The following is a 13,649-nucleotide window of genomic DNA, read 5'->3' as shown; positions in this document are numbered from 1 at the left end:
GAAAAATTAATACCATAAATCTGTAGGCAAATTAGTCTTTGAACAAAACACTCTTTTTTGCCTACTCGCCGTGCTTTATGCACGGCATCCACTCGACCTGTAGGAAGACACAGGATCCGGATTCCATGTATAAAGTGCGGAACATAAGCATTTTGTTTTATGCGATAAGATGCGTTTGCTCTGATAAATCCCGAATTCTGCTTCGCTTCACCCTATCTACAGAACTCAAGCAAAAATCTTAAATCCTTTATTTAAAGTACAGTCAATATACTGACTTGCTAATTGATGATAAGTGACAGCATTCATCAGAGTACTTTTTATAGAAACACTTCCATCTGCATTAATAGTATATTTAACAAATTCAAAAATAGGATTGCCGCGAGCAATCGGATTATCCAAAGTAAAATGGTTTATTGAAGCAGTAATTCGGCTGTTATCAATAACAAGAAAAGCATCTGGTTGCACTGCTCCAATAAGGGAAGTGGAAGGCATTTTTTGTGGGTTGCACTCTTGAACATTCAGGACTAAAGTAATTTTTTTCCCTTGAGAAACTGCGTCAGCTATTTCCATAAATGTTGTTAATTGTTCTGCTTGAACCCCTGATGATAAAGCAAGTAAAGCAGATAAAATCATTTTCTTCATTAAAACTACTCCTTATCTTTGATATTAACAATAAAAAAATAGCCTGGGCGAAACGAAGGACTTTGAAAAGTCGCAAATTCCTTCATTGGCCCAGGCTACAGTACAGTTCATAAAATCTTTTTTACGGTTCGATCCCTAAAACAAATCTTCCTGTGTTAATCCCATTTTTTCCAACAAACCACGCAATGTTTTTAATGCTTCAACTTGGATTTGACGAACACGTTCTCGTGTCAAATCAATTTCTTTACCCACATCCTCAAGTGTTGCTTTTTCAAACCCCCTTAAGCCAAATCTTCTTGCAATAACCTGCTGTTGATTTTCAGTCAATTTATCCAATAGAGACTCTATATGTAAACGCAAGTTTTCATTAGTTAAGAGCTCTGCAGGATTTACACTGTTTTCATCAGCAATAGTGTCTAATAATGATTTATTTTCATCAAAGCCTATGGGCGTATCAACAGAGGCTACTTTGTCATTCAATCCTAATAACTTTTGTACATCTTCTAAAGGTTTATCAACCATTTCTGCAATTTCTTCGGGTGAAGGCTCATGATCTAATTTTTGGGTCAGTTGCCTTGCAGCTCTAAGATACACATTCAGCTCTTTAACTACATGAATAGGTAAACGAATAGTCCGTGTTTGATTCATAATAGCACGTTCAATTGTTTGTCTGATCCACCATGTGGCATAGGTTGAAAAGCGAAAACCACGTTTAGGATCAAATTTCTCAACTGATTTCATTAAACCTAAATTTCCTTCTTCGATTAAATCGAGAAGAGGTAAACCACGATTAAGATAACGACGTGAAATTTTAACTACCAAACGTAAATTAGATTCAATCATCTTTTTACGGGCAGCAACATCCCCTTTCAAAGCAAGGGTTGCATAATGCACTTCTTCTTCAGCACTGAGCAAAGGAGAAAATCCAATTTCACTCAAATAGAGCTGTGTCGCATCCATCATTTTTAAAGCATTTTTACCACGAAATGAGGGAAATGCATTATCATCCGAAAAATCAGGGAGATCGGAATCTTCATCTTCATCTTTTTCAAGAAGAGAATCAATGTCTTCTTCCATTAAGAGTGATTCATCGTCTGGTTCAGACCAATCTTCATCCTTAAGTTCTGGTTCTTTACTTGACTCATCGTCGTGCATTGTTCTTCACCTATAGTATTAGGTCTATCTACATTCCTATTATCTTGGCCAAACTGTCCTGATTTTCTGCGTTTCAATGCACACATTGGTGCTCGAAAATCAGGTCATTTTGACTCAAACTAGCGAAATGTAAACAGCTCTAGTCATGTTGCGAAATTTATTCCATAACTACATTATACTTCATAAAAAAGATTATTGTTGCTATAACTACAAGTCATCTGTCAACCTTTTTGTAGATAATTCAAAGGATTGACTGGGACGCCCGATTTTCTGATTTCAAAATGAACACCCGTATATTTGCGATCGATAACACCTGCTATTGCAATAATTTGTCCTGCTTTTACATGATGTCCTTCGGAAACCATAATCCGTGCATTATTGCCGTAAGCAGTTAAATATTCATGATTATGCTTAATAATAATCAAGTTACCATAACCAGCTAATCCACTTCCAGCATAGGCAACCACACCATCTGCCGCCGCAATGACCCTCTCGCCCTTTTTACATGCAATGTTTATTCCTTTTTTGCCTTGTTCCGGAATAAACGATGTAGTTACCCGTCCACTCACAGGCCATAACCATCCCGAAGCAGAGCGAGCATATCTATTTGCGGGAGAATAAATTACAGAAGGTCTTGCTTGGGGAGTAACAGAATAATGTCTTACAATGGCTGGGCGTACTTTTTGTGTATGTCTTGGGGTAATTCCTCGCAAATTGATTACTTGTCCCACTCTCAAAGAATAAGGTGGATTAATATGATTTAACCGAGCTAAAGTTCTGTAATTGGTATCATAGCGAAATGCAATAGAAAAAAGCGTGTCTCCACGTTTTACCACATATACTTTCTGATAACGCGAATAAGGATTCCATTTTAACTCAGTAACAGGAGCTAAATTATTTCCACAACCAACTAAGGTTATCATGAGGAAAAGACATAAAAATCTTTTGCAAAATGTGGCTATCATTTTATTAAACCTCAAACAAATTGTTTTATTGAATGCAGATCCCATCGAGCCAATTAGCTAATTGATCGAACATTTTGTAATTTGTCATATCCAAATGAAGAGGTGTGATTGAAACATACCCTTCGCTTATCGCATAAAAATCTGTTCCGGGACCCGCGTCAGCCTCTGCTCCAGGCAAACCAATCCAGTAAATAGGCCGCCCCCTGGGATCTTTCTCTTTTACAACAGGCTCAGCACCATGTCGAGTCCCTAAGCGAGTAACTTGTAATCCCTTTATTTTATCCAAGGGCATATCAGGGACATTAATATTTAAAATAGTTTGAGAAGGAAGACGGTGCGTACTTAATTTCATTACCAAATACTTGGCAATAATTGCCGCTGTATCATAATGCTGGATGTTATCCCCTACCATAGAAACGGCAAGGGCAGGCAACCCTAAATAACGGCCCTCCATTGCGGCAGCTACAGTACCTGAATAAAGAATATCATCACCTAAATTGGCACCATCATTAATTCCAGAAACAACCATGTCAAATTCAGTATCTAAAAACCCTGTGACTGCCAAATGCACACAATCCGTTGGGGTACCTTCAACACTATAATAACCATTATCCAATTTTTTAGCTTTTAGCGGTCGTGACAAAGTCAAAGAATTGCTTGAGCCACTTCTGTTTCTGTCAGGAGCAACGACTTCGATATCTACAAAAGTTGATAACTCCTTGGCTAATCGATTAATGCCAGGTGCAAAAACTCCATCATCATTACTTATCAGTACTCTCATCTTTTAACTCATAGGTGATTCAAACCATCTAACCACTGCTAAATGATCAGCTAAATCATGTCTGTTTTGAGTTAAATTGGCTTGTAAGTTTGTATTATTATTATCAATTTTTAATTGTGCTTGTTCTTTAACAATTGTCTCTTGTAACGCCATAATTTTTTTTCCGAAACCTTGAGGACTGAGTTGTAATTGATATGCCAATTTATTCATGCGGCTGGCAAGAGATTCCAATTGTTCACAGGTCAAACCCACTGGTTGTTTGTTTGGACAGGCCTTTAGCGCTTGTTGTAATTCATTCGGATGCGCTTTGTAATAATGTTCATTCTTTGCTGAGCAAGACGTTAACCCTAAAATTATAAATAATACTGCCAAAGATTTATTCATACTCAACCTATTCTAAACTACAAAAAACCGATATTATCATTAGACAAACGCTAACGCCATCATATGAGATAACTATGCTTGATTTTAAATTGCTACGTGATCCTCAAACAGGAGAACAATACATTGAAACTTCTCTTTGCGGTAAACCACTCCTAACTACTCCCCAATTGAACAAAGGCACAGCATTCACAAACGAAGAAAGAAAAGAGTTTGGTTTGTTGGGAAAACTGCCCCATCGCGTTGAAACACTGGATGAACAAGTCAAACGCGCTTATCTACAATATTCCAGTTATACAACTCGTTTACAACAAAATATTTATTTAAATAATTTGCACGATAAAAATCAAATTTTATTTTATAAATTAATCAACCGCCACTTAGGTGAAATGTTACCTACAATATATACCCCTATAGTAGGAACCGCAGTAAAACGCTTCAGTCATGAGTATAGACAACCCCGCGGTTTATATATTTCCCATACAGATAAAAATCAAATAGAAGAAATATTAAAAAATCGTTCTAACCCAGAAATCGATGTGATTGTCGTTACTGATGGAGAAGGCGTCTTGGGTATAGGTGACCAAGGAATTGGAGGAATGGACATTCCTGTTGCCAAATTAATGGTTTATTGTTTATGCGGAGGTATTGAACCGACTCGTACCTTGCCAATATTTCTTGATGTAGGTACAAACAATCAAGAATTACTCAATGATCCTATGTACTTAGGTTGTCGTCATCCACGCATTAGTCCAGCTGCATATGACGATTTTATCTCTACTTTCGTTCATGAAATTCACAAACAATTTCCCAATGCATTTTTACATTGGGAGGATTTTGGTCGTGGCAATGCGCGACGTATCCTGGAAAAATTCCAGGATCAATTATGCACCTTTAATGATGACATTCAAGGTACTGGCGCTGTGACCTTGTCAGCTTTATTAGCAGCCTGTGATGTAACCGGTTCAAAAGTGCATGAACAGCGAATTGTTGTTTTTGGCGCTGGTTCTGCAGGAACTGGTATAAGCGATCAAATTATTGATGCAATGGTGCGTGAAGGGATTAGTCCCACCGAAGCGTATCAACGTTTTTGGTTAATTGACCGTCAAGGTTTGTTACTTAATACTGACCCAGAACTTACTGAAGCACAAAAACCTTATGCACGCGATCCCAAAGAAATAGAAAAATGGACCATCAATGAAAAACAACATCCTTCACTTACTGATACTGTAAGGCATGTTAAACCTACTGTTCTTATAGGGTGCTCAGCTCAACCAGGAGCTTTCTCCCAAGACATCATCGAAACCATGGCTGTTAATTGTGAACGCCCTATTATTTTCCCATTATCTAATCCAGATGAAAAATGCGAAGCCAAACCAGCTGATATCCTAACTTGGAGTCAGGGAAGAGCTTTAATTGCTACAGGTACAGCCTTTCCGGCGGTTGAATATCATAATCGTATGGTACAAATTGCCCAATGTAATAATGCGTTGGTCTTTCCTGGAATAGGACTTGGAGTCCTTGCAGTTAACGCAACAAAATTAACTGAAGAGATGATCCTGGCTGCAGCACATGCTTTATGTCAGTTCGCACCCAGCAAAAAAGAAAGTTACTTGCCTTTATTACCCTCTTTGGATGATGCGCAAACTGTTGCTAAGGAAATTGCAGTCGCCGTAGCATGCTGTGCTATTGATTCAGGACTTGCGCAAAAAAATCATGATGCGGATTTGGAGAAACTGGTAGAAGATATGTTTTGGGAACCTAGATATTTACCATTTAAATTTAAAAGATCATGATGAATGTATAGTCTCTGCGTGAACGGCTGGATTTGAGCGCAGGTTGTGAGCAAAATTTTTCTAAGCAAGCGCAACATACATCAGTATGAAAGAGCATTGATTAGGAAAATCTTCTCGCAAGATGCACCAAATACCAGCTGTTCCCTGGTTGAGCACCTAGCGCTCATTTTAATTGTTATCCGCTTTTACAAAATTTACTTTAATACTTTTCAAGGTTGCTGTATCGGGTTCCCAAGAGCGGGCATATTTAAATACAATTACCGTATTGTCTGGATAGCTTTTTCTTTTCTCTAACCCAAAGGTGAAATGCATTTGCCCGCCGGCACCGATAAGATCAGTCTTCGGTCGTTCATAAGTACTACTTCGGAGCGTTAATAAATTTTTATCAAAGCGCACAATTGACCATTGAAATCCTGTAGTTGGATTTGCGGGTAAGGTCACTACAAAACTTGGCTCATTCACATTAACATTCATGGTTAAATTATCATCTGCATAGCCCATCATTGAAAAACTAAAAAGCAATAAACCCAATACTGTTTTCATTAACAAACTCCTTTTAAATATCTACAATCAGTTTAGCTTACTTTGTTAAATTCTGTTACTTTTTTTATCTTACCCATATTCAGAAAATCAAAAATATAGTTCAATAAAAAATCATAATTGGTATCTGATTTTGAATAAAGTTAACTATTTGACTCTATTAATTAAATTAGATACTCTGCACCAAGCTGAATCATCAAGAGGATTTTATGTTAAACTTAATTGGCTGGACTGAAATAAGTGAAATATTGGATTTAAACGATGAGGCTCAGGATGAAAGTTATCTTTCAGGAATCATTGAACGAGCAGTAAGCACATATCGAGGACGTTCCGGTTTTTTCACTCCTTACCAAGATGGTCAGGAATTTGCAGGCGGGTTACTGGCACCGATTTGGTATCCTGTAGCATCTGCAGTCGGAACAGCATTTATGGCATTTACTGCACTTATTGCAGCATGTTACTTTGTTGGGTATACATTACTTGGACTTTTGTCAATTGTAATGATGAGTGCTGAATATCGTAATACAGCATTGGAAGGAGTCGCCAATAGCCTTGCACTAGTGGGTTTAACACTTCTTGGAACTGCTGCAGGAGCCTTGCTAACCGTTTTTAGTTTTCCACACAGCATTGCTTCGCTATTTACTCGTTCAGCGGCCACAGTTGTTTCGGCAACAACAGATTGTTGTGAAAATGATTATCACTATTCAATTTAATTGTTAGATTGATACAGCCTAATAATCTCTTCTAAAATGCGGAATTACTGTTTCTGGATTCTGCTAAGCTCGCGAGGCCCGCAACGCATATTAATTTTCAATATAAATCTTGATCTTAAAGCATAGAAAAGCGATTATTTTATCTTTTTATAATCACAGTTAGGAGCGCGTGTGGAACACGAAACCATGGAATTTGATGTAATCATCGTCGGTGCAGGTCCGGCGGGGTTATCTGCCGCGATTAAATTGAAACAGCTTGCTTTAGCTGCGCAAAAAGAATTATCCGTTTGTATTTTGGAAAAAGGAGCTCAAGTAGGAGCTCATATTCTCTCTGGAGCTGTTCTAGAGCCTAGAAGCCTTAAAGAGTTACTTCCTGATACCTGGCAAGAGGCGCCTCTTGATACAGCAGTAACCGAAGATCGTTTCTATTTTCTAACCTCAAAAAACGTCTATAAGCTCCCTACTCCAAAGCCCATGCATAATGAAGGAAATTATATTATTAGCTTGGGTGAGCTTTGCATGTTTCTTGCACAACAGGCTGAGTCCCTAGGCTGTGAAATCTATCCTGGTTTTGCTGCAGCTCAAGTCCTTTATAACGATCACAATCAAGTCATCGGTGTTGCAACTGGGAGTGTAGGCCTCGACAAAAATAAAGAAAAAACAAATAATTATCAACCTGGTATGCATCTTCTTGCCAAACAGACTTTATTTGCCGAAGGATGTCGCGGCCAACTTAGTCAGAGTCTGATGGCACATTACCACTTAAGGGATAAAGCGAATCCACAAACTTATGGGCTAGGAATAAAAGAAATATGGCAAGTCAAGGAAGAACAACATAAGCCTGGGCTAGTTATCCATACCGTAGGCTGGCCAATGGATCACATAACCTATGGTGGTTCATTTATATATCATCTGTCAAAACAACGCGTTGCTATTGGTTTTGTAGTCGGTCTAGATTATAAAAATCCATGGTTAAATCCTTTTGCAGAATTCCAGCGCTTTAAAACACACCCACTAGTTCAACCTGTTTTAACCGGAGGCGAACGAATCAGTTATGGTGCTCGAGCCCTTAATGAAGGGGGATGGCAATCCTTACCAAAACTCACTTTTCCAGGTGGTGCACTGATTGGTGATGCAGCAGGTTTTCTTAACGTGCCTAAAATCAAAGGAATACACATGGCAATGCAGTCAGGTATGCTTGCAGCAGAAGCATGTTTTGACGCGTTGCAACAAGAAAACCCGGCTCCATTTGAATTAACGGGATATCCAGAAAAAATCAAAAATTCCTGCCTGGAAAAAGAGCTCTATACGGTACGCAATATCAGGCCAGGATTTAAATACGGCCTACTTCCAGGCTTAATCAATGCAGCTTTTGAAACATACATTACACGCGGACACTCTCCATGGACATTAACCAATCATGCTGACCACGATACTTTAATTCCAGCAAATAAAGCAAAGAAAATAGATTATCCTAAACCCGATGGAGTTCTTACTTTTGATAGACTTTCATCTGTTTTTTTATCAAATACCTATCATGAGGAAAATCAACCCTGTCATCTCGTATTGAAAAAACCTCAACTGGCAATAGATGTCAATTTAAAAACTTATGCATTCCCAGAGGGTCGATATTGTCCTGCAGGCGTATATGAAATAATTGAAGAAGAAAGAGGACCTAGATTGCAAATTAATGCCCAAAACTGCATCCACTGTAAAACCTGCGACATCAAAGATCCTCGACAAAATATAGTGTGGCATGCACCAGAGGGAGGTGGTGGACCAAATTATTCTGGAATGTAAGCTGGAGCAAGTATAAAACTCATAACATTCATGAATGAAACGGAGCACCTCTGAATGAATTAATGTATGCTCTGTTTCACCCAACTTAATGAGCATTTTCCACCTAAGAATGTAGATTAAATTGAATTAGCAGGAATCTCTCTTTAAGGTGACAATCGTTGCAAATGCCATTCATTATTCTGTCTAACATATTCCCACACATCGGATAGCTCATCCTGTCGGTATGAATAGAATATCATGTGCTCAGGTTGGATACGGAAACCACAATATTCAGGGCTTATAGGAATTGGTTTATTTACAAATGAATCTTCAATTTTTTGGCGTTTTTCCTCAAGAATTTCTTTACTCTCAATCACTTGCATTGACGTAGGCGCATAACTTAAAAACCGAATTTGCGCCCATTGAGGATAGCTGTCCCAATAGTTTTGATTCTCAGCATGATTTAAAAATAAAGCGTTACCTTCAATAATTACTTCTCGTTGTAACAGTTCCAGCCAAAATACAAGACTTACCTGGGAATTATTTGTTAATTCACTTACTTTGCGAGTACCTTTTTGAGTAAAAAATAAAACCCCCTCATCTGAAATTTCACGAATAGCGACAACACGGCCATGCGGCGCACCATCTAATGAAATGGATGATAAAACTGCGTGATTCGGGTTAGGTGCCCCACTCTTCTGCTCACGTTCCAACCAAAGACTTAGTTCAATAATAGGATTTTTTTGCATTCCCTTTTCCTTGATTTAAAAATTGAAGAATTAATTGTACCTGAAGTTCCGTTGCGTACTCACCATTGAGAATAAAATCTGCGTTTTTCTTCAGCTGCTCATCAAAAAATAAAGGCCTCGATTCGTCTAAGTAAAACTTCAACTCTTCCAAAAGCTCTTTTTTTTCTCCTTTTTCCTCTTTAAAATCACGTAATATCCTCCTACATAGGGAAATATCTAAGGGAACTTTAATATGGATACATAAATCAATATATTGCCCTGTCTGCTGATGCAACCGCCCTAAAGGTGCGTCAAAAATAATAAACTCAGTTGGTATTAAAACATCCTGTGTTATCGGATGTACTATTGAATGTCCTGACTTAAACACCTGCAGTATTTTAGCAAGCTCACTGTAATTCCACTCACGATAATCTTGTCCACATTGATACCAAGCTACGTAGTCTTCTGGAGCGATGGATATTTCATCAAATTCATCCCAACTAATTAGCACAGCACTTAACTCCTTTGCAAGAGTTGCAGCAAGCGTTGACTTTCCAGCACCTGATACCCCGCTAATGCCTAGTATTGTTGCCATAAGATACTCCATTAGCTTCGAATGACTATTAAAATGGACTCACTTATTATATTCTAAATTTTAGGTTGGTTTAGCATACAGGACGTAAAAACATTTAACTACTCTATAGAGGATGGCAAATATGTTTAACTCGTTCCACTTACAAGGCGTAGCTGCATTTAATAGAAGTGAATATGCACAAGCTAAAAAGCTATTTCTCCAAGCGATTGCCCAAAATCCTGAAGTTCCAGAAACCTACTTTTTTTAGGAAAGACCTGTTTTTTATCTGATGAAAAAAAGGAAGCTATTTTTTATTTAAATCAGTTTATTGAATTAACTAAGAATGTGAAAGAACAAGAAAACAGATCTCATGCTTTTGATCTTTTAGGACAATGCTATGCTGCTGACAATAAAAATGAAGTAGCAATCACATATTACTTTACTGCAATAGAAAATAACCTTAATTATGTTTCAGCGCGACACAATTTGGGGTTAAGTTATATGAATCTTGCTCGCGATTATCTCGAATCTCATTTAGAAAATTGTTTTACTTTACTCAAAAATGCACATATTGCACTCACTTCAGCTTTAAAAATATGCGCTGATAATCCAATGCTTCTACAAACAGCTGCCAGCTGGTATGAACAATATATTGATCTACTTAAAAAATTATCCAAAGAGAAAAAGGATCAAGAAGACATAAGCGTAAACTTTATGCGTGCTATTCACTATTACCGTGAAGCATTAGCACACTGTCAGAAAGAAGATATTGCATTGAAAAATATAATTATAGAAAATCTTACTGAGTGTTATGCCCAATTTGGACATCATCTGTACCAAAATGAAGAGTATAAAAAAGCACAGGAACTATATGGTTTAGTTCTTGAGGCGGATCAAAATCATATACCAGCACTCAATCAAATAGGTATGTGTTCATTCAAACAAGGGAGGTACATGGAGGCAAGAAAAAAGTTTACTACGATTCTTGAACGAACGAATGAGACACAAGAGCAAGCAGATGCTTGGTTAAATATAGCTTGTTGTTATCGATTTGAAAAAAATTGGGACCAAGCAGAGCAATCTCTCGGTGAGGCGAGGAAGTTAGCTCCTCATGACACGAGCATCGATGAGGAATCGGAGAAGCTGAGACTCGCGAAATCGCAAGCACTGCTTACAGAAACAAACCAAGCTTTTTTTGGTCTTAAAGCAAATAATAATTTCTCTTCATCCCAGAATACAGATAGCATGCAATTCAATTAGGATATCACCCTGGATGCGGCGGAGCGGGGCTCTGAAATTTATATGTATCAATGAACTCCAGGCATTTTTTCCACCCTAAGCGTTCATCTATAAGTTAATTCTTCTGAGCAAGCCAAACGGTTGCCCCTCCACAATTTGGATCGATTGTATTGTCATTAATCTTTATTAAAATTGAAATAGTGTAAATAGTATATGAGATAATTTAACACTGAGCTCTTGGTTCGATGACCGTACCCATGGTGATTTTTTGATACCTCTTAAATCTTATTTCATTCCCTCAACCGTTCCCAGTAAAGTTATTACCAGGCTGATGCTCTCTATCTTCCTCTTCTTGAAGAATTATTTCCTTAAGAGCAGATTTATAAAGAGCAGAATTATATTTTATTATAGAATCGGATAATTTTTTATCCTGAACAATTTCTACTTGATCAACCAACTTCTTAGAAATTAAAGACACAAAGAATTTCACAGTATCAGCCAAAGCGCGCCAGACTGAAGAAGAACTTCCCATTGCCTTATCTGAAAGGCTAATTAATTCTGCATTAATTTTTTCCATTTCTTGAACTTCACCTGCTTGCAACAGAGTAACACTGTTATGACACTGTGCAACAATATGAGTCAGCAGATCCAATTTTTTTGGTTCCATATTTTTCAATGCAGCTTCATCACTATGATTAACAATTGCATTAAGTCGTATTAATATTTTACCCATTGCATTTTGAAGGTCTGAGTTCGCATCCGTTTGTTTATTTAATGATTCTGCAAAGGCCATATAAAGATTTTGATACGCTTCAACTGCTGAATTCCTAAACGCTTCAGCTGGATTTATTTCTTCTATTTTTTTACCTTCAATAATCTTTTGTTTCAGATCAAGATAACAAACCAAACGCGCTTCGATCCCTGACGCATGCTCACATTCAGCTAATGAATCCAGAAACTGATCCATTAACTCTTGTTTTGCTTTTAATTGTTCTGGTTCACCAGCACACCATTGGAGTTCGCTAAACAGGTTTTTTTTAAGTCCTTTTTCTAAATAATTATTTTGTGGATCATTCATTATCCGTTGAAAACATTCCAATTTACGAATGTGTAAGTCAACTGCCTTATCTAAGAACCCATTAGGGCCCAAATATTGTTTATAGTATGTTACCAATTGTCTCCTAGCTTCTTCTTTATCCTCCTCATTATCGCCTTCAGTTATTGTTAAAATTTTAGCGGCTATGTCTGGAGCAACACCGGATAAACGAGCGACCATTAGATTTTTAACACGGTCAAACTCATGAAGAAGTATCGGTGTTTGACGAGGACTGATAATCACATGGTGGTCACGCTTAGAATCAGTATCTATTCCAACTTCCTCCGTAGCATCCTTATCGATTTTTTTCCTGGATTGATTAGGATCAAGAGTACCATCATAGATCGTCACAAAATCAAGGGTGCCACGTGCTGCATCACCTTCACGTTTTGGATCAGCGATTATTTCTTCACCAGTTTCTTGATCTCTTTTTATATGGCTATAAGTTTCATCTTTGCTGTACTTGGCTGCTGCCATGGAAAGAAGATGAAGTGCATGCAGTTCAGGATATTGTTCTGGTTTATCCCAAATCTTAGTTTCGACTTTATCCTTCTTATTAAATTTATTTCGGGTGTTTGCATCATAACCCGAAAGCAATAAATCAGGACAAGCATCAACAAGCTCATCCCAATCTGTAACATCTTTTACGGTTGCTCTGTAGAGATTCAGCCAGTCTTGGTTGCGTTTGAGTACATCCCCTGCATCTAAATGTCCTGTAACTGCTTGTACTTTAATACTTTCTTCGCTAATACCATTTTCCGGGTCTGCACTTCGTGTTACAGTAAAATTAGTAACCAAGCCTCCTTTATTATATCCTGCGCCACTTAGTCTACTGCTCGCCCGTCGTGCCTCTACTGGCTCACCCTTAACGTTTACATCCAAACCCGCCTTATGAATAACAAAGGTTGCCATGCCTGTCGTAGGGAGGATCTGCGTATCCAATTTAGTATGGGTTGCCATCTGGCTCAAGCATTTTACACTATAGCCTTCTGGAAGCATGTCTTTTAACTGCTTTTGCGTCTTTTCAAAGTGAGCTTCTTGGCAATTAATGACGAAAAAATCTGCATCGTCTTCACGAAACAACTGAATAATTGTGCTAGAGGCATCTTCACCAAGTGTGTCATTGCCACAATTTGCTGTAATGGATCGATAGTTAAAAGACATATAAAACTCTTCTTTATTGCTCGATCATATATATTAATATAGACCATAGCCAGTTAAGCAAAGCAAATTTGAAAAATCTATTTTCAATTAATAATT

14 protein-coding genes are annotated in these 13,649 nt (G+C 37.8%); 5 read left to right on the top strand and 9 right to left on the bottom strand.

Annotation, left to right across the window (positions count from 1 at the left end):
* Nucleotides 1–225 precede the first annotated feature (225 nt).
* From DY223_RS06800 to DY223_RS06780, 5 genes are all read right to left on the bottom strand, one after another.
* Nucleotides 226–642, bottom strand: coding sequence for a VirK family protein (locus tag DY223_RS06800; protein ID WP_058459213.1), 417 nt, complete (start codon nucleotides 640–642; stop codon nucleotides 226–228).
* 135 nt (nucleotides 643–777) lie between these two features.
* Entirely contained in the window at nucleotides 778–1,797 is a 1,020-nt protein-coding gene (rpoS, locus tag DY223_RS06795; RefSeq protein WP_058459212.1) for an RNA polymerase sigma factor RpoS, read from the bottom strand.
* Between the two features lie 221 nt (nucleotides 1,798–2,018).
* Nucleotides 2,019–2,762, bottom strand: a complete 744-nt coding sequence (locus DY223_RS06790) for a peptidoglycan DD-metalloendopeptidase family protein (RefSeq protein WP_058459211.1) — start codon at nucleotides 2,760–2,762, stop codon at nucleotides 2,019–2,021.
* A gap of 25 nt (nucleotides 2,763–2,787) precedes the next feature.
* Complete coding sequence (gene surE, locus DY223_RS06785) at nucleotides 2,788–3,543, bottom strand: 5'/3'-nucleotidase SurE (protein WP_058459210.1); 756 nt, start codon at nucleotides 3,541–3,543, stop codon at nucleotides 2,788–2,790.
* Between the two features lie 3 nt (nucleotides 3,544–3,546).
* A complete protein-coding gene (locus tag DY223_RS06780; protein ID WP_058459209.1) occupies nucleotides 3,547–3,927 on the bottom strand; it encodes an EexN family lipoprotein in 381 nt (126 codons plus the stop codon).
* 74 nt (nucleotides 3,928–4,001) lie between these two features.
* On the opposite strand from DY223_RS06780, the gene DY223_RS06775 reads away from it, so the two are divergent.
* Nucleotides 4,002–5,720 (top strand): NAD-dependent malic enzyme, encoded by a 1,719-nt coding sequence (locus tag DY223_RS06775; protein WP_058459208.1) that lies wholly within the window; start codon nucleotides 4,002–4,004, stop codon nucleotides 5,718–5,720.
* 168 nt (nucleotides 5,721–5,888) lie between these two features.
* Here the strand turns inward: DY223_RS06775 and DY223_RS06770 are convergent, their stop codons facing one another.
* A complete protein-coding gene (locus tag DY223_RS06770; protein WP_058459207.1) occupies nucleotides 5,889–6,263 on the bottom strand; it encodes a protease inhibitor I42 family protein in 375 nt (124 codons plus the stop codon).
* Between the two features lie 206 nt (nucleotides 6,264–6,469).
* Between DY223_RS06770 and DY223_RS06765 the strand changes: the two genes are divergently transcribed.
* Both DY223_RS06765 and DY223_RS06760 read left to right on the top strand, forming a co-directional pair.
* On the top strand, nucleotides 6,470–6,973 hold the full coding sequence (locus tag DY223_RS06765) for a hypothetical protein (protein WP_058459206.1): 504 nt from the start codon (nucleotides 6,470–6,472) through the stop codon (nucleotides 6,971–6,973).
* Nucleotides 6,974–7,144: 171 nt separating this feature from the next.
* Nucleotides 7,145–8,773, top strand: coding sequence for an electron transfer flavoprotein-ubiquinone oxidoreductase (locus DY223_RS06760; RefSeq protein WP_058459205.1), 1,629 nt, complete (start codon nucleotides 7,145–7,147; stop codon nucleotides 8,771–8,773).
* 143 nt (nucleotides 8,774–8,916) lie between these two features.
* Here the strand turns inward: DY223_RS06760 and DY223_RS06755 are convergent, their stop codons facing one another.
* Together DY223_RS06755 and DY223_RS06750 are read right to left on the bottom strand one after the other, a co-directional pair.
* On the bottom strand, nucleotides 8,917–9,501 hold the full coding sequence (locus tag DY223_RS06755) for a pyridoxine/pyridoxamine 5'-phosphate oxidase (RefSeq protein WP_058459204.1): 585 nt from the start codon (nucleotides 9,499–9,501) through the stop codon (nucleotides 8,917–8,919).
* Complete coding sequence (locus tag DY223_RS06750) at nucleotides 9,479–10,075, bottom strand: nucleoside/nucleotide kinase family protein (RefSeq protein WP_058459203.1); 597 nt, start codon at nucleotides 10,073–10,075, stop codon at nucleotides 9,479–9,481. Before DY223_RS06750 ends, DY223_RS06755 begins: the two co-directional genes overlap by 23 nt.
* 121 nt (nucleotides 10,076–10,196) lie before the next feature.
* Here DY223_RS06750 and DY223_RS19450 point away from each other — a divergent pair, with 121 nt between their 5' ends.
* Both DY223_RS19450 and DY223_RS06745 read left to right on the top strand, forming a co-directional pair.
* Complete coding sequence (locus DY223_RS19450; RefSeq protein ID WP_259293084.1) at nucleotides 10,197–10,322, top strand: hypothetical protein; 126 nt, start codon at nucleotides 10,197–10,199, stop codon at nucleotides 10,320–10,322.
* Between the two features lie 77 nt (nucleotides 10,323–10,399).
* Nucleotides 10,400–11,314 carry a tetratricopeptide repeat protein gene (locus DY223_RS06745; protein ID WP_058459202.1) on the top strand — a complete coding sequence of 305 codons (915 nt, stop codon included), beginning with the start codon at nucleotides 10,400–10,402 and terminating at the stop codon, nucleotides 11,312–11,314.
* A gap of 277 nt (nucleotides 11,315–11,591) precedes the next feature.
* Here the strand turns inward: DY223_RS06745 and DY223_RS06740 are convergent, their stop codons facing one another.
* On the bottom strand, nucleotides 11,592–13,553 hold the full coding sequence (locus DY223_RS06740) for an exonuclease/endonuclease/phosphatase family protein (RefSeq protein WP_058459201.1): 1,962 nt from the start codon (nucleotides 13,551–13,553) through the stop codon (nucleotides 11,592–11,594).
* Nucleotides 13,554–13,649: the final 96 nt, after the last annotated feature.

Origin of the sequence: Legionella bozemanae, from assembly GCF_900450575.1 — a bacterium.
GTDB classification, from domain to species: domain Bacteria; phylum Pseudomonadota; class Gammaproteobacteria; order Legionellales; family Legionellaceae; genus Legionella; species Legionella bozemanae.
This window is presented reverse-complemented; position numbering and strand designations above follow the sequence as displayed.

Coding starts and splice junctions, on each gene's coding strand:
- DY223_RS06770 (WP_058459207.1), bottom strand. CDS start 6,263: ATGAAAACAGTATTGGGTTTATTGCTTTTTAGTTTTTCAATGATGGGC.
- surE (WP_058459210.1), bottom strand. CDS start 3,543: ATGAGAGTACTGATAAGTAATGATGATGGAGTTTTTGCACCTGGCATT.
- DY223_RS06790 (WP_058459211.1), bottom strand. CDS start 2,762: ATGATAGCCACATTTTGCAAAAGATTTTTATGTCTTTTCCTCATGATA.
- DY223_RS06780 (WP_058459209.1), bottom strand. CDS start 3,927: ATGAATAAATCTTTGGCAGTATTATTTATAATTTTAGGGTTAACGTCT.
- DY223_RS19450 (WP_259293084.1), top strand. CDS start 10,197: ATGTTTAACTCGTTCCACTTACAAGGCGTAGCTGCATTTAATAGAAGT.
- DY223_RS06800 (WP_058459213.1), bottom strand. CDS start 642: ATGAAGAAAATGATTTTATCTGCTTTACTTGCTTTATCATCAGGGGTT.
- DY223_RS06775 (WP_058459208.1), top strand. CDS start 4,002: ATGCTTGATTTTAAATTGCTACGTGATCCTCAAACAGGAGAACAATAC.
- rpoS (WP_058459212.1), bottom strand. CDS start 1,797: ATGCACGACGATGAGTCAAGTAAAGAACCAGAACTTAAGGATGAAGAT.
- DY223_RS06750 (WP_058459203.1), bottom strand. CDS start 10,075: ATGGCAACAATACTAGGCATTAGCGGGGTATCAGGTGCTGGAAAGTCA.
- DY223_RS06755 (WP_058459204.1), bottom strand. CDS start 9,501: ATGCAAAAAAATCCTATTATTGAACTAAGTCTTTGGTTGGAACGTGAG.
- DY223_RS06765 (WP_058459206.1), top strand. CDS start 6,470: ATGTTAAACTTAATTGGCTGGACTGAAATAAGTGAAATATTGGATTTA.
- DY223_RS06740 (WP_058459201.1), bottom strand. CDS start 13,553: ATGTCTTTTAACTATCGATCCATTACAGCAAATTGTGGCAATGACACA.